The 21,180-nt window shown below is 44.9% G+C and carries 14 protein-coding genes; 9 read left to right on the forward strand and 5 right to left on the reverse strand.

Annotated elements, in window-relative coordinates:
* Positions 1 to 3 precede the first annotated feature (3 nt).
* The 8 genes from VRU48_RS00275 to VRU48_RS00310 are packed head-to-tail and all read left to right on the forward strand — an operon-like array spanning position 4 to position 13,648.
* Entirely contained in the window at positions 4 to 1,029 is a 1,026-nt protein-coding gene (locus VRU48_RS00275; protein ID WP_330105931.1) for a DUF5007 domain-containing protein, read from the forward strand.
* Positions 1,030 to 1,064: 35 nt separating this feature from the next.
* Positions 1,065 to 4,226, forward strand: coding sequence for a SusC/RagA family TonB-linked outer membrane protein (locus VRU48_RS00280; RefSeq protein WP_330105932.1), 3,162 nt, complete (start codon positions 1,065 to 1,067; stop codon positions 4,224 to 4,226).
* 11 nt (positions 4,227 to 4,237) lie between these two features.
* On the forward strand, positions 4,238 to 5,767 hold the full coding sequence (locus tag VRU48_RS00285; protein WP_330105933.1) for a RagB/SusD family nutrient uptake outer membrane protein: 1,530 nt from the start codon (positions 4,238 to 4,240) through the stop codon (positions 5,765 to 5,767).
* A gap of 19 nt (positions 5,768 to 5,786) precedes the next feature.
* Entirely contained in the window at positions 5,787 to 6,500 is a 714-nt protein-coding gene (locus VRU48_RS00290; protein WP_330105934.1) for a fasciclin domain-containing protein, read from the forward strand.
* Positions 6,501 to 6,527: 27 nt separating this feature from the next.
* Positions 6,528 to 8,225, forward strand: coding sequence for a DUF5008 domain-containing protein (locus tag VRU48_RS00295; RefSeq protein WP_330105935.1), 1,698 nt, complete (start codon positions 6,528 to 6,530; stop codon positions 8,223 to 8,225).
* A 19-nt stretch (positions 8,226 to 8,244) separates the two neighbouring features.
* Positions 8,245 to 9,987 (forward strand): hypothetical protein, encoded by a 1,743-nt coding sequence (locus tag VRU48_RS00300; protein ID WP_330105936.1) that lies wholly within the window; start codon positions 8,245 to 8,247, stop codon positions 9,985 to 9,987.
* Positions 9,988 to 10,001: 14 nt separating this feature from the next.
* Positions 10,002 to 11,945: a M60 family metallopeptidase gene (locus VRU48_RS00305; RefSeq protein ID WP_330105937.1), complete on the forward strand. Its 1,944-nt coding sequence runs from the start codon at positions 10,002 to 10,004 to the stop codon at positions 11,943 to 11,945.
* A 5-nt stretch (positions 11,946 to 11,950) separates the two neighbouring features.
* Positions 11,951 to 13,648 carry an alkaline phosphatase family protein gene (locus VRU48_RS00310; protein ID WP_330105938.1) on the forward strand — a complete coding sequence of 566 codons (1,698 nt, stop codon included), beginning with the start codon at positions 11,951 to 11,953 and terminating at the stop codon, positions 13,646 to 13,648.
* A 78-nt stretch (positions 13,649 to 13,726) separates the two neighbouring features.
* On the opposite strand, the gene lat is transcribed toward VRU48_RS00310, so the two are convergent.
* The 3 genes from lat to VRU48_RS00325 all read right to left on the reverse strand — a co-directional run bounded on the left by lat (position 13,727) and on the right by VRU48_RS00325 (position 17,124).
* Positions 13,727 to 15,058, reverse strand: coding sequence for an L-lysine 6-transaminase (gene lat / locus VRU48_RS00315; protein ID WP_330105939.1), 1,332 nt, complete (start codon positions 15,056 to 15,058; stop codon positions 13,727 to 13,729).
* 318 nt (positions 15,059 to 15,376) lie between these two features.
* Entirely contained in the window at positions 15,377 to 16,090 is a 714-nt protein-coding gene (locus VRU48_RS00320) for a LytR/AlgR family response regulator transcription factor (RefSeq protein ID WP_330105940.1), read from the reverse strand.
* Complete coding sequence (locus VRU48_RS00325) at positions 16,087 to 17,124, reverse strand: sensor histidine kinase (protein WP_330105941.1); 1,038 nt, start codon at positions 17,122 to 17,124, stop codon at positions 16,087 to 16,089. Before VRU48_RS00325 ends, VRU48_RS00320 begins: the two co-directional genes overlap by 4 nt.
* Positions 17,125 to 17,329: 205 nt before the next feature.
* Between VRU48_RS00325 and VRU48_RS00330 the strand changes: the two genes are divergently transcribed.
* Positions 17,330 to 19,081 (forward strand): S41 family peptidase, encoded by a 1,752-nt coding sequence (locus VRU48_RS00330; RefSeq protein ID WP_330105942.1) that lies wholly within the window; start codon positions 17,330 to 17,332, stop codon positions 19,079 to 19,081.
* Positions 19,082 to 19,102: 21 nt separating this feature from the next.
* On the opposite strand, the gene VRU48_RS00335 is transcribed toward VRU48_RS00330, so the two are convergent.
* Positions 19,103 to 19,981 carry a 1-aminocyclopropane-1-carboxylate deaminase/D-cysteine desulfhydrase gene (locus VRU48_RS00335; RefSeq protein WP_330105943.1) on the reverse strand — a complete coding sequence of 293 codons (879 nt, stop codon included), beginning with the start codon at positions 19,979 to 19,981 and terminating at the stop codon, positions 19,103 to 19,105.
* A gap of 56 nt (positions 19,982 to 20,037) precedes the next feature.
* A complete protein-coding gene (locus tag VRU48_RS00340) occupies positions 20,038 to 21,078 on the reverse strand; it encodes a DUF6588 family protein (RefSeq protein ID WP_330105944.1) in 1,041 nt (346 codons plus the stop codon).
* Positions 21,079 to 21,180 lie beyond the last annotated feature (102 nt).

Consider the following 21,180-nt stretch of genomic DNA (forward strand, 5'->3'; position numbering starts at 1 on the left):
AAGATGATGAAAAATACGAGATACCTATTCCAAGTATTGCTAACCTTAGCGGGAGGCAGCCTACTTTTTTTATCGTGTAAAAAAAATCTGCCAGATGCAAGATTATCGCTATCTAACGATACCCAGTTTACACAATACATTTACCAGCCGGTTTTGGGCAGGAATACCTTGTTCAGCAACAATTTCCAGTATGGCAACTCAAGCAGGCCATTGGATTTCAAGATCGTGAACATGCGTACGTTTACCGGCGAACCGGCTCCCGAGCTGACCAATTTTTATCCGGTAACGGTTTGGAAAACGGCTTACGATGGTACAGAGAAATCGCTGGCCGAGATTGAAGCCAAACGTACGACCGAAAACCACCAGTTGTTTGAAATCAGGCCGCATTCTGGCGAGTTCTTGATGTGGGGCGCCGCCAATTCGAACATGGTTAAGGCCCAGCCAGATTCGGGCTATGTGTTCGATGTGGAGATGTCGAACTCGGGTGGCAGGAAATATTTTCAAAAGTTCCGTTTGATGCCTTTGCGCGAACGTCCGTATGAGCCTTCTAACCTCGATCCGATTACGGGCCAGGCCACTTCGGTATCGGTTAACCCTACCGGGATGAACATTACAGGTACCAGAAGCGGACAGCCATTGAGCTCTAACGACGTACAGGTGCTGTTTAACAAGGTTGGTAACGGCAACAGCGTGAAGTTCAAATTTGTAGACACTTTGTTCAACCCGATCAATCCAGACAAGTTTGCCGCTACCGATTGGAGCAATGTAGTACACGGATTTAACATGGTTAAAGATGCTTCTGGCGCAAAATACGACGTGGCTTATCCAATTCCTTGTACCAGCTATCCTACCAAGTACACCACCTCGTCGGGCGACCAGGCCAGGGCGGTGTTCAGGTTTAACAGACAGGCTTTTGGCAACGTGCAGCAGCAGTGCTTTATCGCGCTCAACTTCAATATTTACCAAAAAGGCGACTGGGAGATCACCTTCTGGTTTAAGCGCGACAAACCAAAATTCGATAATGATTAATGAAAACAAATAGATCACCACAAAACATATTTCCAATGAAGTATTTTTACAGCATAGCTATTTTATTGATTTTTGGTTTTCAGCAAGTTGCCTTTGCCCAGCAAAAAATCGCAGTAAGCGGCGTAGTTCTTGATGGCAGCATGAAATCAAAAGAAACCATACCCGGCGTTAGTATTATTGCCGATGGAAAGGTTGTAGCACAGACCGATGCCGATGGCAAGTTCAGGGTTACCGTTTCGCCCGATGCAGAATTATCTTTTAAATACATTGGCTATAAAACCGCAGTGGTTAAGGTAGCCAACAGAACCAATATTACCGTAACCCTAAGTGCTGATAATACCACGCTAAAAGAGGTAAACATTACTTCGGCGGGTTACATCAGCAAATCGAAAACGCTCTCTACGGGATCAAGCGTTAAGATTTCGGGCAAAGAGCTACAAGGCCAGCCGGCCGGCGACGTGATTTCGCTTTTGCAGGGTAAGGTGGCAGGTTTGAATATCCAGAACAATACCGGTGCACCTGGTTTCAGGGGTTCGGTGGTTATTCGCGGTATTTCCAATATTAGCCTATCCGGATCGGGCAACAGCACTTTCTTAACTCCAACTTCGCCATTGTATGTAATTGACGGGGTGCCGGTTGACGACAATACCAATTATTCTTACGGATTTCAGCAAGCTGGTCCGGGTGTTTCTCCGGCCTCTCAAATTCCTGCAGAAGACATTGAGGATATCGAGGTATTGAAAGATGCGGCAGCAACAGCACTTTACGGCTCGCGTGGTGCCTACGGGGTAATTTTGATCACCACCAAACGTGGTAATTCTAAAGTGCCAATTGTACGCTACAGCGGTGCGGCTTTCCTTTCTACTGTGCCACAGCTCCGCTCTGTAATTGGCGGTAAAGGCGAACGTTTGCTCAGGATTGACCAAATTATGCGTTATGACACTACGGCCAACCATGCCATAGGCTTGATTAATGGTACGCCGTTTTTGGCCGACAGCTTAAACGCCTATTACAACAACTCTACCAATTGGCAGTCTTATTTCTATCGTCCAACGTTTAACCAAACCCATAACCTTAACGTTTCTGGTGGCGATGTGGCCTTTAACTATAAGGTAGCCTTGGGTGTATACGACGAAACAGGTATCCAAGAAAATACCGGCTATTCTCGTTACAACGTGAACATGAACATGACCTATAACCCCACCCGAAAGTTCAAGCTGATTGGCCAGTTGAACAACTCCATACAGAAGCAGCAGACGGGTAGTGGCAACGGATTGATTAACAGTGGGGTGGCCTCCGGGGGCAATTCGTCGTCGCTGTTGCCGGCGCCATCGCTCTATTCGTCGGTAAACTCGGTGTTGGGGGCCTTAAAAACAGATAACGACAACAAGATCTTAAATACTTTTGCGACGATTAATGCCGAATATGAGCTGATCCCTAATTTAAAGCTGGCTACCTTCTTAAACTATACCAACCAGTCGAGTACTAAAGACAACTTTTCTCCAGGTGCCTTAAACAGCAACCAATCGCAGTACTATACCTACAACGACCGTTCTACCAAGTTGTATAACCGTAACCAGTTGCAGTACGTGTATTCGATCAAGGAAAAAGACGAAGATGCACACAACTTTACCGTGTTCGCCTTTACCGAGCTTAACTCTTCGTTCTTCAAGGCCGACGCCATTTTGAACCAAAGAGGGGTAAACGACCAATTGCGCGGTCCGTTAACCAACATGACCGATTACCTGACTTCGTTGGGTGGAACGATAGACTACAACGATTTTAGGTCTATTGCTTTTGCCGGTCAGTTCTCTTACAACTACAAACAGAAATACGTATTGGACTTTAACTACCGTGCCGATGGAGTTTCTACCAATGGTCCGAACACTGGATTTAAACGCAGCCCAGCCGTTGCTTTGAAATGGAACTTCAACAAAGAAAAGTTCATGGAAAAACTAAAATGGCTTGACTATGGCGATATCCGTTTGAGCTACGGCTCTAACATCCAGCCGGTAGGAAGCATTTACGATGCCTATGGCCGATACAATGCAGGCGACAGGTACAACAATTCAAATACGGTAATTCTTGAGTTGGGCAGGTTGCCTAACTTGAGCCTGCAGCCAACCAAGGCTACTACCTATAACTTGGGTTTCGACCTTGGTCTTTTCCAAAACAGGTTCTCGGTAGCTTTTGATACCTATTACAAACAAAACGACAACATTTACCAAGAGAAAGCCTTGTCTGGAACCAACTCGTTTCAAACCATTGCTTCAAACGAAATCAGCAACGTAAACTATGGTTGGGAGTTTCAGGTAACTGGTCGCCCGTTAAGCAACAGCAGTCCATTTAAATGGAGCTTGTCGGCAAGTTTGGCCATCAACCGCGAGGTATTGGCGGCTTTGCCGGATAAATTGCGCGAGAAGATCTATGAAGATGCCTCAAGCTTGGATCAGGATACCTATTACCGTTTAGGTCTGAACTCGCTTTCAAATTACCTGTTCAATACCAAAGGTGTATATGCCACCAACAAACAGGTGCCGGTTGACCCGATTACAGGTTTGCCTTACCGTGTAGGTGCCAACGGAAGACTGAACTATTTCAAAGCAGGCGATCCGATCTTTACCGATTTGGATGGTAACTATGTATTGAACGATTACGACAAGGTAATTGCAGGTAACTCGCAGCCACAGGTTACTGGTGGTATTACCTCATTCTTGCAGTACAAAAACTGGAGCTTGGAAATCAATGCCTCTTTCACCTTCCAACGCGACATTTTGAACAATGCCTTGGCTAGTCAGTTGTTAAACTTTAACAATCCAACCGCCCTAGGTGCTTTGGTGCCACTTTCTGAGTATAACTATTGGTTGGCCAATGGCGATGTAGCCAAATATGGTAACCCATTGGATTTCATTAGGTCTGGTATCATCAATCCGTTCAGGTATTCGCAAACCTTGTTTCAGGAAGATGGATCGTACTTTAAGCTGAATGCGGTAAAGCTGTACTACAGCCTGAACCAAAAGTTCACCCAGAAATTTGGCATGAACAGGGTAAGCTTAAACTTTACGGCCTCTAACTTGGGCTTCATTACCCGCTACTCTGGCCCTAACCCTGAAAACGTAACGGCTTTGGGTAGAGATAGCTCGGGTGGCTATCCGCTGTCTAAGCAGTTTGCATTTGGTTTAAACATTGAGTTTTAATCTTGGAAATTATGAAAATGAAAAATATTAAATATGTATTGGCACTGGCAGCTTTGTTTATGGTGGCGCCAGGATGTAAAAAATTCCTTAACGTAACGCCAATAGATGCTTTGTCTGGAAATAATTTCTGGCAAACCAGGCAAGACGTTGAAGGTTTTACCAATGGTCTTTACACCAGGTTGAGAAATAAAGTGGCTACGGGAAGCGACCGTATGTTCTTTCCTGCGCTCGACATCAGGTGTAACTTTGTAAAGGTAATCAGCATGGAGAGCAGCGGTACCAACAGTTTTAATAATCTGATCAGCAATAACCTTAAACCGGTAATTTCTGGTACCACCAGGTACGATAATGCCCTAAAGCAGCTGATGGATTGGAAAGGCTTTTACGATATCGTGGCAGCCGCCAACATCCTGTACACCGAAGTAGACAAGGTTCCGTCAAGCAACCTTTCGCAAACTGATAAGCTACGTTATAAAGCCGAAGCTGTTTTTATGCGTAACTTGGCCTATTTGTTCATTACCAAATTGTATGGCGATGCGGTTTATTATACCGAAGCCTATCACAGTACAGCTTTGCCACGCAGTCCGCAGCTTGAAGTGCTTAACAAGTGTATCGCCGATATGTCGGCTGCCAAAAACAATTTGCCAACGGCTTATTCAGACGTGTCGCTGAGCGGCTTCAGGCCAACCAGGGCCAGTGCAGTAGCTTTGTTGATGCACCTGAACATGTGGGCCGCCGCCTGGGACACAGCCGATAAGAGCAAATACTATAAAAACGTACTCTTGCTAGCCGATGAAATGGCTACCTACACCAATTACAGCCTATTGCCGGTAACTACAGAAAATACCCTTAAAATTTTCAAGGGCCGTAGTTCCGAAAGCTTGTTCTCGGTGTTGCAGGAAGCCAACTATGGCGAGAGCTTTGCGTTAACGGCCAACTATTCTTACTACTTCTCGCATTATCCTTACCAAGGAACCGTGTCGAAAACAGCTAGTTTCCTGTCGTACGATAAAGATTACATCACCAAACTGTTCCCGGGAGGTACGCCCGATGCCAGGTTAACCACTTGGTTCGAAAACTATGGCGCAGACAACGGAACCTTCCAGTTCAAAAAATTCATCAATACCTATACAACCGGTACCGGTTCGTCTATATCGATTACCAACGACGACAGTGCGGTTATTTTCAGGTTGCCAGATGCCTTGTTATTGGCCGCAGAAGCCGCTGCCGAATTGGGCAACGAAGATGCAGCCAAAGGCTATGTAAACCAAGTACGCACTGCGGCGGCTGCACCGTCAATTACCTCAACAGGCGAAGAGCTAAAAGCCGACATTTTTAAAGAAAGATGCAGGGAATTGATAGGAGAGGGCCAGTTTTTCTTCGATTTGGTACGCACCAAAAGAGTTACCAATCCAGATTTCTCTAAAAACCCGATCAGCGTAAGCAACTTTAATGCGGGTGCCTGGACTTGGCCTTTAACCATCAGCGCCACCGAACGTACGGCAAACCCTTATTTGGTTGGAAATAATTTTTGGAATTAAAAGCGATATAGAGATGAAAATGCAAAACAGAAATAAAACACTATTGTTGATGCTGGTGTCGGCGTTATTGCTGATGGCCAGTTGTAAAAAATATTATTTTGATACCGGTGTGCACGATGCCAAATACAACGGCACCATATTGCAATACCTCAAATCGAAACCTGCCTTGTTCGATACCACCGTTAGGGTAATTAACCTGGCGGGAATGAATGACGTAATAGACAAGGAAAACGTAACTTTCTTTGCGCCGCCCAGCGGTTCGATATTCAAGTCGATTAAACGCCTGAACATTTACCTGCGCACCACTGGCAAAGACACCGTTTCAAAACTGGAGCAGATCAAGCCGGCCGTTTGGAAAAACACGCTTTCGCAATATGTTTTTAAGGGTTCGTATTTACTGAAGGATTACCCGCAGCGCGATACGCTTTCTTATATCGCCTATCCGGGTCAGGGTTATGCTTCTTATGGAGGCAGGATCATGAACATCGGCGTTATTTTTAACGACGCAGGTGGTGTAGCCTATGCAGGTTACCGTCAGTTGTATCTGGCCTATATTCCCGATTTGTCTAATCCGCAGGTAGCATTGGTTAATATTCCGGTAGCTACGTCAGATATCCAGCCTACCAATGGCGTGCTGCATGTACTGAACAGGAACAAACATAATTTTGGCTTCAACACCGATACGTTCATTGAACAGGTTGTTTCAGCCGGAATATTACCCCCAGGTCCATAAATCAATTTTACGTAAACTCATCAGAAAATGTTAAATTCTATCAAATATAAATCTGCCTTAGCCATTTTAAGTGCGCTGGTGCTTGTTTTGGCGGTTTATTCTTGTAAAAAAGAAACACAGCTGGCGCCAGACCCTTATGCGGGCGGCAAGCAGCCATTGGGCATTACCTTTATCTCTAAATCTACGGATCCGGATATCGTTACTGCAGGGGCAACACTTAGTTTAAAAGTAAACGGGTTAATGAAGTTCAAAGACAATTTTAAGCTTTATGTGAACGAAATCGAAGCCGAAGTAGTGAACTATACCGATACTACCGTTTCGTTTAAAGTGCCACTCACCGCAAGTACGGGTAGCATGTGGATTACCGCGCAGGGCCAAAGCTTTTTCGGACCGATTGTTAAAGTAGGGGGCAAGGTGGCCGTAGACGATCAGTTCAAAATCGTGAATGGCGCATCGAATAGCAGCGGCGCAAGTACCGTTTTCGATATCGAGCAGCTACCTACCGGCAGGTTCTGGCTTGGTGGCGCCTTCAATAACTTCGAACTCAAAGGAACCGACAAGGTGCCTAACGGTGGCATTGCCCAAATTGATGCTGGCGGTACTTACATCACTACCGATATCAATTTTGGAAAAGGTGCTGGCGGCGGTTTCAAAACCATTTACTCCATCAACAGGATTACAAGCGGTGCGCAAAACGGGAAATATATCATTGCCGGAAGTTTTACCAGCTACAACTCTACCAGACCCAACAGGCAAACCCTCAATAACATTGCAAGGTTAAATGCCAATGGTACATTAGATACGATCAAAACTGCCGATAAAGACGCCGCAGGAAATTCGTTGGTGCCAATTGTAAACCCTAAACCAGCAGAAACCTGGAAAAATGGCGATACCGTTTCGGCCTTTAATGCCGGAGTTGACGGTACCGTTAGAAAAACCTTTGTATTTGGCGAGCAGATCTACATCATCGGCAATTTCCAGAACTTTAAGCGCATGTACATTCCAAATTCTAGCTACGACGAGAAAGTTTACGACGTAACCAAGATGAGGCAATTGGTAAGGGTAAATTCGGACGGAACGATGGATTCTACCTTCCACTACAATAAAACTACCCGTCAGAGTGCGGCAGGAGCCAACGGTGCCATTATGGATGCCATGATGCAAGCCGACGGCAAGCTGATTTTGGTAGGCAGCTTCAGTACGTTTAACGGCGTACAGGCCAACCACATCGTGCGTTTGAACCTCGATGGCAGCGTAGACAATACCTTCGCGGCAGGTACGGGTGCAGATAACGACGTGTATGCGATCAGGTACAATGCCACTACCGACAAAATTATGCTCAGCGGCTCGTTTGCCAGTTTCAACGGCAAGCCTCTATCAGGTTTAGCCCTGCTCAATGCCAATGGCAGCAATGTAGCCACGTTTACTACGCAGGCTGTTACAGGTGGTATAGCCACTTTTGCGGGCCAGCTCAACAATGGCAAAATATTGGTGGCAGGATCATTTACCAAATACGGCGATTACCTGCGCCAGGGCTTTATGGTCTTAGAAGCAAACGGGCAGTTGGCCGTGGGCTATAACAATACAGGTGGTTTCCAAGGACGTGTTTACGATATGATCGAAACGCCGATGGCCAGCGGATCGCAGGTCATCTTGGTTGGCGATGTATTGAGGTTCAATACCATATTGCCTCACAACGTACTTAGATTGATCATTTCAAATTAACCTCTTAATTTATACGGTTATGAAAAAAATTATAAAATCGGTTTTTAACTTCAAAACATTGGGCATGGGATCCCTATTGGGTTTCATTTTGCTGAACGCGGCCTGTAACAAAGATTTCGATAACGTGCTGCCGCAAAAGTTTAAGAACGATACGGCTGGAATTGGCAACAATGCTAAAAAAGTGCTTTACATTATTGTAGATGGCATGCGCGGCTCGGTAGTAAGGTCTATCGCGCCACCTAACCTAAGCCAGGTAACCAGCAAGGCCATTTATTCTTACGACGGTTTGGCAGATTATCAGCTCAATCCAATTACCAATGCGGCGGCATGGACCACCATGACTACCGGTGTTGACTATACCAAGCACAACGTAACCAGCGAAAGCTTTGCTGGCCTTAACGTGCAGAATACGCCAACTATTTTTACGCGATTGAAACAAAGTTTGGGTAATATCAGAACAGTTTCTTTTGCCTCCACAGCAGCATTTAACGATAACTTGGCAGCGGATGCCAGCTTAAAGCAAAACTTTGCCGACGATAAATCGGTTAAAGATGCAGTGGTAGCCGAGTTGACCACCAATAACCCATCGATGCTGGTGGCCCAATTCCATAGCGTAGAAACCGCAGGCGCAGCAAATGGCTATACCGAAAGTGTGGCAGCCTATACTTCGGCCATTACTACTTTAGATGGCTATATTGGAGAGATATTGGCCGCATTAAGGGCAAGAAGCACTTATGCTGGCGAGAATTGGCTGGTTGTAATTGCCTCAAACAAAGGTGGTGCAAGCGTTTCGGGCGGTTTGCCAGGCTCTAATATCTTTAATGATGCCTCAAGAAATACTTACTTGGCTTTCTATAATCCAAAATTCAGTCCTACGCGTGTAGACCAGCCCAACATCAACAGCTTGCCTTATTCGGGTTTTGCGCCAAACTTTTCGGGTAACAACAGTGCTTATACCGCTGCGGTGGCCAGCAACAATACCCTTGGCGATTTTGGTACAAGCGGCGAATTTACCGTAATGGTCAAAGTGAGAATGGACCACGCTTCAACCTCTTATCCTCCATTTGTTGGAAAAACACCCGATTTTAAAAGTGGTAGCGGTACAACCGGCTGGGTTTTCTTCTCGGCAGGAGATACCTGGACCATGAAAGTGTCGGGTACTGGAACCCAGATTGCTGGCGATAAGGTAAGAGATGGTATTTGGCATACCTTGGCCATGCGTATCTATAACAATGGTACACGCAAAGCTAAAATTTATACCGACGATAAGATGAGTGCCGAATTGAACCTTGGAACAGCCAACATGTCGGCACCAACCGTTCCGTTTACCATTGGCCACATCAACTCAACCGAATCAAACGGAACCATCAACGTGCTGATCAAAGACGTGGCCATTTACAACATTGCCATTCCGGAGGCCGATTTGATCCCTTACATGAGAAAAACGGTAAAACAGCCAACCGATTTATATTACAGCAATTTGATCGGCTACTGGCCATGTGATGATAATCAAGGAAGTGTAATCAGGGAAGCCTCTGGTAAAGGTGTCAACCTCAATTATGTAGGCGCGCCAAACTGGAAATCGTTCAGCGATATTTCTCCATACATCTCTCCAGAAATTTCGCAGGCCGCTTACCAGGCCGTGCCTAACGGTGTTGATATTCCTGTTCTGATTTACAACTGGATGAACATCGCCGTGCCATCGCAATGGAATTTGATGGGCAAGCTTTATGCACCAACAGTTAATTATTCAACCAAATAATAAAATGCTATACGATGAAATTTAATCATTTAACTAAATTGTCTGTGCTGATTTTATTATTGGCCACAACAGCCTGTAAAAAATACGGCTACAATATTCCCGATGGCTATACCGATAGTTCAGGTAATGTAGCCAACGGCAAAATAGACACCAATATGGCGATTATCGACAAATCGATGTACGCCAAGGCACGCGTGTTTCCTGGTTTGGTAGACCAGTCTGAACCACGTGTAAAAGATGCCAAGTTTACCTTGGATCTTAACTTTACCGATCAAACTTCTGATAACCTGCGCATCAGCGTAGCGCCTCAGCCTCAGTTTAGTACAGGCTACTATGCGGCACCCGGCGAATTGTTAAAAATCGTAGTTCCAGCTGGCATACAGGGCTTGGGTATTCAAATTGGTGGCCAAACCGATAACTTGGGAGGCAAATATCCTTTGCTTAGGGATCCTGTAATTTTTACCCGTCAGCAATTATATCCGGGTACCAACTACATCCGTAACCTTTATGGCGGTACCATTTATATTAATGCGAGCTTTGCCTATCCAAATCCGGTAGAGTTTACCATTTCTGGTGCCTGTGTTTCTCCAGATTTTATCCTGGGCCAAAGCATCGATGCCGATTGGGTTGCGAAAGTTAAAGCATCGCAGGTTCCTTGGCTCGAGTTTAGGAGCAAGCGCGTAATTTTCTTGATGCCTAGGGATAAGGTTATAGCTACTTTCAGCTCATCAGAGCCTTTAACCAACCCAACAGCCGTATTGAGCAAATGGAACGATGTATTTGAATTGGACTACAACGGTTGGATGGGCTTATCAGACAATGCCGCCGATATCAGGGACAGGAGTCCGCAGGGTGCTTGGAGAGGCGTATTGGATATCCAGCTATCGGCTGGCTATGGCCACTCAGGTTTCCCGTTTGTGGGTACCAACGATGCCGAATGGTTCAGTGCCTTTTCGAGCTTGAAGAAAATTTCGACCAGCAACGGCATGTGGGGCAGTTACCACGAATTTGGGCATAACTGTCAGCAAGGCAAGGTATGGAGCTGGAGCACTTTGGGCGAAACCACTAACAACCTGTTTAGCTTTAAGGTAGCCAACAGGATTGGTGCCGATTACAACATCCTGCATCCGGCTGTATCGAGTGGCTTCCCGCAGGCTATTGCCTATGCCAGCGGAACCGGTACCAAGAATTTTGATTTGGATGCCGCCATGAACGATCCGTTTAAGCGCATGACGCCTTTTGTACAGATTTTCGAGAAATACGGCTATGGTGCGATGACTTACCTTTATTCGCAGGCCAGACACGCCGAACGCTTAAACACCAGCGATATCACCATGCACAATTTTGTGTACGAAAAGCTGTCTGATTATACCCAAACCGATTTGGCCTCGTTCTTCGATGCTTGGGGTATTTTGATAAGCGATCCGGTAAGGGACAAAGTTGCGGCTAAATACCCGGTATTGGCTACGCAGATCTGGACTTACAATCCGTTGAACAGAACAGGTGGTACTGGTGCAATTCCACCAATAGTTTATCCTTTCGTGTCGAGCATCTCAAACAACCAATCGTCAGAAGGTTCCCCAGCCAACCTGTTAGATGGCAATACTGCAACTTATTGGCACTCGCAATATAGTCCGGCATTAACCAATGCCACGGCTTTCCCGATCAATATCGTGTTAAAAGTGGGCAGATTACCAATCCAGGTAAAAGGTGTAACGTTAACACAACGTCAAAACAGCAATTCTTATGCAAAAGACATGGAAGTGTTTATCAGTACAGATGGGACGAACTATACCACCATGGGAACATTTACCTTGCCTAACAACAATGCCAAATTCGACTATAATTTTCCTACGGGCATTCAAACCGCTAGGTACGTAAAGTTGGTCATCAAAAATCAATATACCACAGCCAATACCTATACGTCATTGTCTGAATTTAATATCATTAAACCTTAACCGAAATGATGAAAAAATATTTCAACTATACACTTTTGGCCGGTATTTCGCTTTCGGTATTGGCTATTGCGGGTTGCAAAAAATATGATAATCCACCACCTGTATTCGAAGAGCTGAAGCCGATTAACGACGTGCAGCGAAAAGTGCTTGTCATCAGCATTGATGGTGTTACCGGCAGCGAAATTAAAGCTATTGCGCCAACCAACGTGGCCACCTTGCAGCAAACTTCCAAATATTCGTACGAAGTGCAAAAAAGTGGCATAGCTACCGATGCCTCTTCATGGGCCAGCATGGCTACCGGCGTAAGCTACGCTAAGCACCAAATTGGTACCGAAACTTTTGAAAGATTGGCCGATCCAACCGGCGACGACCATGCTCCGGTAACTTCGTACAGGAATGTTTTAGACTACATTACGCAGTTTAAAGCAACCAAAACTGCGGTGGTAACACCTTGGTCAAATCTTCGCTATTACCTTAGAAATGCAGATTTTGCTCCAGTGGTAAGTACAGATTTAGCCGTAAAGGATAGTACGGTTAACATCTTGAGCAAACAGGATAATGTAGGTGCCATCTTCGTCAACCTTAGAGATGTGGAAGTGGCGGGTGCCAATGGCGGATTTTCGGCCAGCAATGCCAATTATAAGAATGCCATCGTAAAAGCCGACGAGTATGTAGGCAATATCGTAACGGCCTTAAAAGCCAGAAAGAATTACGCCAAGGAAGATTGGCTGATTATTGTGACTACGAACCATGGCGGTAGCAGTACCAATCCGCAGTCCGGATTTATCATTGCTTCAAACCCAAGGCTTAAACAGGAGGAACTCAAAAAAAGAGGCTTTAATACGGTTTTGTTTAATGGAACCACTATTGGCGCGAGTGTGAACAATGATAATGGTCTTTATGATTCTGGATCAAATAAGGACTTTACTGTACAAATGCAAGCTAAATTTAATGTGGATACTTATTATGTGGGCTTCTTATCAAAAAGTACTGCCATTAATAGTTCTACACAAACAGGGTGGATGTGGTTTCAAACCGATTCAAAAAAATGGAACGTTTCTTTTGGTGGTGCCAACAATGGTTCAGGTATTGGCAGACAGGAAATTGGTGCTGGAGGCGTAGTTTTTGATGGCAACTGGCATACCTTAACCATGACCGTGAAATACGTAAATAGTACGACCAGAACAGCAACCATTTATACTGACGGAAACCAAAATACGTCGATCAACATCAGTAACCATAAAAATTTATCTACTCCAGAGAAGTTAACGCTTGGCTATAAACAGTTTTCTGGCGGTACCGGATTGAGCTTTCAGGGTGCAGAACTCATGTATTTCAACACCGCACTTGATGCGGCTACCATCAAGGCAAATGTAGGCTTGAAAGATGTGACCCAACACCCTAATTATGCCAACCTGATTGGTTATTGGCAGAATAATGAAGGCACCGATGCCTACATTGCCAATAAAGCGCCAGGAGGTTACGATATGTTGTTGTATGGTGCTTATACCTGGAAAGCAATGGGTACAGATGTGCCAGCTTCGGTTATTGCCGACCCAAATGCGACCGGCAAGTCGATCGCTTTAACACCAACTACCGTGGGTGCTAATATGTTGTATTGGATGAAGATCAAGATCCTGCCAGATTACGGTCTGGATGGCAATCCGTTCTTGAACCAATTTGAGTTAGAATTTTTAAAGTAGTTTAAAAATAAATTTAGGTAAAAAAGTAAAGCCCCGACCAATTGGCCGGGGCTTTTTTATGGGTGCGTACGAGGCAATTTACAATTGAGGCAATATTTTTTCCATCACTTCCATACCCTCGTCTATATGTTTTGGCTCGATACATAAAGCGGGACGGAAACGAATGGTTTGGTTGCCACATCCTAAAAACATCACGTTGTTGTCCATGCCTTTTTGGATAAAGCTGTTGCGCATTTCCTTGCTCGGGAAATCGAAGGCGCAAAGCAGGCCTCGGCCACGTACATTGCTCATTTGACTGTGTTTGGCAGCCAAAGCCTCCAGTCTGTCTTTCAGGTAAGCACCAACTTCGGTTGCGTTTTTGCACAGCTGGTCGTCGTGTACAATGTTCAGGATTTGCGTAGAACGAACCATGTCTACCAAATTGCCACCCCAGGTAGAATTGATGCGCGAAGGCACTTTAAATACGTTGGTTTCAACTTCTTCCACTTTTTTGCCTACCAAAATACCGCAAACCTGCATTTTTTTGCCAAAAGCAACAATATCTGGTCTTGCTTTCTCACTAAAATGTTCGTGGCACCAGAATTTGCCGGTCAGACCAACGCCGGTTTGCACCTCGTCGAAAATCAGGAAAGCCTCGTTTTCGTCGGCCAATTGGCGAAGCTGGGTTAAAAATTCTTCGCGCAAGTGGTTGTCGCCACCTTCCGATTGGATAGGCTCGATGATGATGGCGCAGATATCGTCTTTATGGTCGGCAAAGGCTTGCTTAACCTGGGCAATTGATATTTCTTCGGTTGAAATAGCCGTTTGAAGATTTTCGCCGCTTAATGGGAATTTTACTTGGGGTACCGATACCCTTGGCCAATCGAATTTGGCAAACCATTTGGTTTTGTCGGGCAGAGTATTGGTTAGGCTCAAGGTATAGCCCGAGCGACCATGAAACGCTTTTTCAAAATGCAGTACCTTAAATCCCTTTTCTGCGGTATAGCCTTTGGCAAAATTTTTCTGCACTTTCCAGTCCATGGCCACTTTAATGGCATTTTCAACAGCTAAGGCGCCACCTGCAATAAAAAAGGCATGTGGCAGGTACGAAGGGATGCCAACTTTGGCAAAAGTGGCTACAAATTCGGCATATTGCTGGGTGTAAACATCAGAGTTAGAGGGGTTGGCCAGCGCCGCCAATAAAAGGTTATGTTTAAAGGCTTCGTCGTTAATCATTTTCGGATGATTATAGCCCAAGGGAACCGATGCGAAACAGGTAAAGAAATCGAGCAGCTGGCGCTTGTATTTAGAATCGTAAATATAAGCACCGTTGCTTTTCTCCATATCGTAGGTCAGGTCGAAACCATCGGCTAGGATATGTTGCTGCAAAGTTTGGGTTACTTGGTCTGGCGCTACACTAAGTTGATACATAAAATTTATATTTTGGTGTTGTCCAAAAGTAACGAAATGTGCCAAATTATCAAATCTGGGCACTTTTTTGAGAAAAAGGGCAAAAACTAGGTTTAAACTGTTTAAAGTATGATTCTAGACAAAAAGCAAAATCGGACTAAACATATGTGGAAAACTTTTTGGGCAGATTCGCGCTTGCTAACCGCTAAGTAAGGCAGAGAATGGGTTTGTTTGATGGGTTAAACCATTAAGGAATTAAGAGCTTTGCGAGTTTGAGCATCAACTATGGGCCATCAACTATAAACCATCAGCCATTGACTATCGGCTATTAGCCAGAAGCTAGGAGATGGCCTTGTAAAACGCATCCTTGTAAACATCGCCTAGGGCGATAACCTGATCGGCAATGTAAATGCGGTTGCGTTCAATGCTGCTGATTTTGTTTAGCGCTACGATAAACGACTTATGCACCCTCAAAAACTGAGTGCTAGGCAACTGTTCCTCGGTTTTTTTCATGGTTTGCAAACTGGTAATCTTTTCAGTGTGGGTACAAATAACGATGTAGTTTTGCATCCCTTCTACATAAACAATATCGGCTGTATTTACCCGTACCAATTTGTATTCGGTCTTCACAAAAATATGATCTGTTTCTTTTTCGCTTGGTGCAGTTAATGCTGAAGACTGGCTGTCTGTTGCGAGTGCCTTCAGTACAAATTGGGCCTTTTCGGCGGCTTTATAAAACCGTTCGAAAGAAACAGGTTTCAGCAAATAATCTATCGCGTTGTTTTCAAATCCTTCCAAGGCATATTCGCTGTAGGCCGTGGTGAGGATAACCTGACATTTGGTCCCAACAATCTTCATAAACTGCAGGCCGCTCAGTTCGGGCATCTGAATATCGAGAAAAATCAGGTCTATGCCACCCTCCATTACCTTGTTGAGCGCTTCGAGCGGATCGGTGGTACTATGCACCAGTTCCAAAAAGGGCACTTTGGCTAAATGATGCTTTAATACATCAATGGCAAGGGGCTTATCATCAACAATGAGGCAACGGATCATAGCGCTATTTTAAGGTCGATGGTAAAGGTACTATTTTGTTGGTCAATGCGCAGTTGGTGCCTTTGCGGATAAATCAGTGCCAGGCGCCTTTTTACGTTGGCCAAGCCTATGCCTCCGGTTTTGTCTTTGCGCGAGGTATTGATCTTGTTTTTGACAAGCATGCTAAATTGTTTGTCGGCAATGCTCAATTCAATTTGGATAGGCTCGTCCGCCTCCTTAAAAACACCATGTTTAAACGCATTTTCGATAAAGTTGATTAAAATAAGCGGTGCAATTTTTTGATCTTTCACCTCGCCTGTAACCTTAAAATTGATGAATGATTTTCCTTTTTGCCCCATGCGTTGCAACTCGATTACATTTTCCAAGTAGGCAATTTCCTTGGCTAGGGGCACATCCGCATCGTCGCTTTCGCGCAACATGTAGCGTAAAAGTTCAGACAGTTTGAGCAGGGCTTCGGGGGCTTCTTCGCTTTGCTGCTGCGCCAGCGCATAAATATCGTTAATGGTATTGAACAGGTAATGCGGATTAACCTGCGATTTGAGAAAAGCCAATTCGGTTTTGAACTGTTCTTTTTCGGCAATTTCCTTCTCCATACGCAGGGTTCGCCAATCCATCAAATAGCTGAGCAAAAGCGCCAAAAAGATGTTGAGGAAGTTTGAACTCAGCACCACCATGGCCGCAAAAGAAAAAGTGAGGTCGAGCTCGTAGCTTTTCCAACCGATTAAGGGGAAAAAATGCTGTTCGAGATAATAATAGAGCGGCGTAAAAACAAGTATGGCGCCTACGAGGGAAACGATGTATTTAAAAATGTTGCCTTTTTTAAGGAACAACGGAATAAGCAACAGGTAATTGACATAGAAAAAAGCCGCTGCACAGGCCGTTTGGATCAGCTTAACCGGCAAAACAATCCGTAGAAACAAACCCCACGCAATTTGTGTGCCCAATACGCCGGTACCCAAGGCTACCAACAGCACCTGTACGAACACCAATAGCCAATAGCCGATGTGCAAATAAATGAGGGTTTGTTTCTTCATGTGCTAAAAATAGGCTAAAAACGATGGGTTTGTCAAATGGTTTATATCAAAGGCCAAATTTCATTGACAAAAGGCCCAATCATCCACACTTTAAGCCTAGGCCCTAAAAAAGCTTGTCGTCAACAAGTTTTAGCCTCTTGTCAATCGCTTTTGTGGCGAGGTTTCAAACCTTTCACCTTTGAGGCATCAACAACAAAATAAACAGATGAAAAAGCAACTCCTAATTTTCTTTACGGTTTTAAGTCTAATGGCGAAAGCGCAAACAAGCTCTCAACAAGCCAAAAACATCCAGAAGTTTATCCAGGTATGGGGATTGATCAAGTATAAATCGCCACAAGGCATTGCCGGGAGCTTCGATGCCGACAAGGTTTTTCTAACAAACATGGCTTCGATAAGCCAAGCAGACGAAGCATCTTGCAACGAACAGCTGTTGGCCCTGTTAAAGGAAAATACAGCGGGTGTGGTAAAGCCTGATCCGGTGGCTGACAAATCCTTATACCTTAACCAAAATTTGGATAATCGTTGGATCAAAGCCTATCCCAAAAACCTGCAGTGGGCATTGCAGCGGCTTATCGATTATCGCAATGCAAGTGGCAAGCACCATTATATTTCTACAACGGGAAAAAATGATGGACTGGTGCCCAACGAAGCTGCTTATGCCGACTACGATTTTAAAAATGAAGCTATGAATTTGCTGGCCTTGGCCAAAGCTTGGGCGGTTATCGAGTATTTGTTTCCCTACAAATATGTAATCGGCAAAAATTGGCAAGCTGTATTGGTCGAATCTATTCCGATGTTTAGGGCTGTTGATTCGAGAATGACTTATGAAAAAGCTGTGCTGACGCTCGAAAATGCCATTAACGACACCCATGCGGCCGGTATTTTAAACCAATTGAAAACCATGCCCCAAATTTTTAAGCTGGTTTATTATCCGCCGTTCGACTATGAGGTAAGCCAATGGAAAATTGTGGTGAAAGATATGCTGAACGATTCGCTGGCCCAGGTTTCGGCCCTTAAAAAAGGCGATCAGATTTTGGCCATTAACGGCATCAGCAGTGAGCAATGGCTCAAAGCGCATAGTGCCTTGCTGCCTGCCTCGAACGATGCCATCAAACAACGCCATTTATCAACCGATTATAAGGGAAGGGCTTTCGCTTTTGCCGATTTGCCCGCCAAAACCTTGGCTGTAAAAGTGCGGAGAGGCAACAGCCTGTTGAACCTGCAGTTAGAAATGCTGGAACGGCGCAATTCCAAACAGGTAGAATTGATCAATACTTATTTCAGGGCAAAGTATAATGCTGAACAGGCTTGGAAAGGTTATGAAGAATTAGATGGGCAAATAGCCTTGATCAGGGCAGGGCGCTTTTATGAAAGGAGTTTGCCACAAGATGAAGAGGCTGAAATAACCTTTTCGAAACAGCTGAAAAGCAAAAAGGCCATCATTTTCGATATGCGCGAATACCCACAGGCTCCCGGACTGTTTTATTATTACCTGCCCAAGGCCTTGGGCAAACCCGCTTTTAATTTTGGTCGCTACTATCGTTCGGCTTTGCAAAATCCAGGCGCATTTGTAAGCGAAGAGGCCGTAGAAACCTTCATGAGCAAAGACATTAAACCCATAGGCGATTTGTACAGTGGCCAAATCATTATCCTAACCAGTCAAAACACACAAAGCATGGCCGAGTGGTTTAGCATGATGCTGAGGCAGTTTAACAAAAATACAGTGGTTATAGGCAGCCAAACTGCCGGTGCCGATGGCGACGAAAAGCAACTGAATTTACCGGGTGGCTATCAGTTTGTTTTTACGGGCAATGGCATTTTTTATCCAAACGGAAAGGAAACACAACGAATAGGCATTATTCCAGATATCGAATTTAAGCCAACAGCAACCGAAATTGCTTCAGGTACCGATGCACAATTGCAAAAGGCACTTAACTACATCAACAAAATTAAGTAAACACAAATGCTCACCTTAAAGCTAGCCCAACATTTGGGTTAGCTTTTCTTGCATACCCCAAATACCCAATAAACCACCGGTGTGGATAGCCAATATTTTATCATCTTTTTTGAAGAAACCTTTACCGGCCAAATCGTTGATGGCAAAGAACAGCTTAGCGGTATAAACCGGATCTACCAACAAGCCCGTTTGACTTACAAAAGCGGCCATAAACTTTAAAAGCTGAGGCGTGGTTTTGGCATAGCCACCAAAATGGTAATCGGTATGTAGGGTTAGCTGGTTTAAATTGGATTCGTATTTGGCTATCTCATCGGCTATAAAATCGCCGTTTTTGAGTACGGGAACTACGTGTAGTCGAGTGGGGAGCTGTTGTGCATTAATTCCTTGCAACAGGCCGGCTGCGGTAGTGCCCGTACCAGCCGCGCAAAAAATATGGTCGTAGGCTAGGGGCAGTTCATCGATGATGGCTGCGCAGCCCCTTACGGCTTCGGCACTGGCTCCGCCTTCGTCAATAAAATAGGCATCTTCTTGATGGAAAAAATGTTTGTCGAACAGGCTTCGCTTGTCTTGGTAGCTTTCCCTGTCTACAAAAATCAGCTGCATGCCGAATAGTTTGCAGAGCAGGAGCATTTCGTTCTCAACAGCTTCACCCCGAACAAATGCCGTAGCCTGAAAACCATGCCTTGAGGCCGCGGCGGCTGTAGCCACCAAATGGTTGGAATAAGCGCCGCCAAAGGTTACCAGATGCTTTTGGCCCCGTTGCTGGGCATCGGCCAGGATATATTGCAGCTTGCGCCACTTATTGCCAGAAATATAAGGGTCGATCAGGTCGTCGCGCTTTACCCAAATTGGATGGAGGTGCTCAAAATGAATGGCCTGAACCGGACTGTAAATCTGCATAACAAAAAAAGCTCCTCCAAAGAGAAGCTTTTTTATCGAGGTTTTAAAATTTTAGGCTATTTGCCAAAACCAAAGCCTATACCTACGTTGGCATAGTCGTATTTGGCCGTGGTGTAAGAACCGTAAATCCTGAAAAAGGCCATATTAAGCTGAAAACCTAGAGAGGCCCTAAATCCGTCCAAGTTATTTTTGATGGAAATAGGATCGGTATAGGTAGTAGTTTGATTGGGATTGAGTACCGTTGGGGTAGAAAACTCGTAATTGCCCAAAGCTTTTAGGCTAGACGACGAACTGTTGTAGCCTACGCTGGCAAAAGGAGTAAAGAACAAGATTTTTTTAGAGATAATGGCTTCGCTATTGAAACCGTTAACCTTGATGTCGAGCTCTTGGTTCGAGTTTTGCGCATTGGTGTTTACATGCAGCGGCAAGCTGTAGTTTAGGCGGGTAAAGCCCAAGGCAACGGCAATGTCGAAAGGCATCAGCTTTTGGCTTTTGCCCATCAAGAGTGGAAACAGCTCCACTTTGGCACCCGCACCAAATAGGTCGATTTTTCCGGCATCGCTACCCAATTTTACTTTGGGTACATAACGCAAAGACACATCGATGTTTTTAGGCAAGCCCATGGTGAGCTGTATTTGTGGCGAAGGCACAAAATGGATGCCTGTACCTTGTGGCAGTTTAAAGGTTTGAGTGGTTGGTGTTCCGTTCGAGTATATCTCCATGGTGGCGCCTTGCTTGTCGTTGCCAAAAGCGGTAGGGCCTGTACTAGGGCCTCCCGTAACCGGTTTGATGTTCTGCAGGCCAAGCGTATTCACATCGTAGCTGCGATCGGCCGTAGGCACAAAGGCTGCGGTAGCGGTAATGCGTAGGTCGAAGCGCAAAAATCCTTTGCTCTTGGCGGTAGTGTTCCAGCCCGAATTGAGGCCTACACCCAATCCTTTGAACAGGGGATTCATGTAAGCGTTGATGAGTTTGGTCGCATCTTCGGGGCCCGATTTAAATAAGCCTTCTACATCTTGCTGGGCCAGTAGCCTGACCGGAAATAAAAATGCGCTTAGGATAAATAAAATCTTAAGCGCAGCTAATTTTGTTTTCATTTTTTTCTATATCTGTTTGGTTTTAAGGCCGAAAGTATATCTTTCTAATCAGATAAGGAAAAAAGTTTAGAATAATCTTAACATTTTGAGTAAAGTTTTTCA

The sequence above is a fragment of the Pedobacter albus genome, assembly GCF_036324255.1.
Classification (GTDB): domain Bacteria; phylum Bacteroidota; class Bacteroidia; order Sphingobacteriales; family Sphingobacteriaceae; genus Pedobacter; species Pedobacter albus.

What these genes read in the sequence shown, in the direction of transcription:
- VRU48_RS00275 (WP_330105931.1), top strand. Translation starts at nt 4, where the DNA reads ATGATGAAAAATACGAGATACCTATTCCAAGTATTGCTAACCTTAGCG.
- VRU48_RS00280 (WP_330105932.1), top strand. Translation starts at nt 1,065, where the DNA reads ATGAAGTATTTTTACAGCATAGCTATTTTATTGATTTTTGGTTTTCAG.
- VRU48_RS00285 (WP_330105933.1), top strand. Translation starts at nt 4,238, where the DNA reads ATGAAAATGAAAAATATTAAATATGTATTGGCACTGGCAGCTTTGTTT.
- VRU48_RS00290 (WP_330105934.1), top strand. Translation starts at nt 5,787, where the DNA reads ATGCAAAACAGAAATAAAACACTATTGTTGATGCTGGTGTCGGCGTTA.
- VRU48_RS00295 (WP_330105935.1), top strand. Translation starts at nt 6,528, where the DNA reads ATGTTAAATTCTATCAAATATAAATCTGCCTTAGCCATTTTAAGTGCG.
- VRU48_RS00300 (WP_330105936.1), top strand. Translation starts at nt 8,245, where the DNA reads ATGAAAAAAATTATAAAATCGGTTTTTAACTTCAAAACATTGGGCATG.
- VRU48_RS00305 (WP_330105937.1), top strand. Translation starts at nt 10,002, where the DNA reads ATGAAATTTAATCATTTAACTAAATTGTCTGTGCTGATTTTATTATTG.
- VRU48_RS00310 (WP_330105938.1), top strand. Translation starts at nt 11,951, where the DNA reads ATGATGAAAAAATATTTCAACTATACACTTTTGGCCGGTATTTCGCTT.
- lat (WP_330105939.1), bottom strand. Translation starts at nt 15,058, where the DNA reads ATGTATCAACTTAGTGTAGCGCCAGACCAAGTAACCCAAACTTTGCAG.
- VRU48_RS00320 (WP_330105940.1), bottom strand. Translation starts at nt 16,090, where the DNA reads ATGATCCGTTGCCTCATTGTTGATGATAAGCCCCTTGCCATTGATGTA.
- VRU48_RS00325 (WP_330105941.1), bottom strand. Translation starts at nt 17,124, where the DNA reads ATGAAGAAACAAACCCTCATTTATTTGCACATCGGCTATTGGCTATTG.
- VRU48_RS00330 (WP_330105942.1), top strand. Translation starts at nt 17,330, where the DNA reads ATGAAAAAGCAACTCCTAATTTTCTTTACGGTTTTAAGTCTAATGGCG.
- VRU48_RS00335 (WP_330105943.1), bottom strand. Translation starts at nt 19,981, where the DNA reads ATGCAGATTTACAGTCCGGTTCAGGCCATTCATTTTGAGCACCTCCAT.
- VRU48_RS00340 (WP_330105944.1), bottom strand. Translation starts at nt 21,078, where the DNA reads ATGAAAACAAAATTAGCTGCGCTTAAGATTTTATTTATCCTAAGCGCA.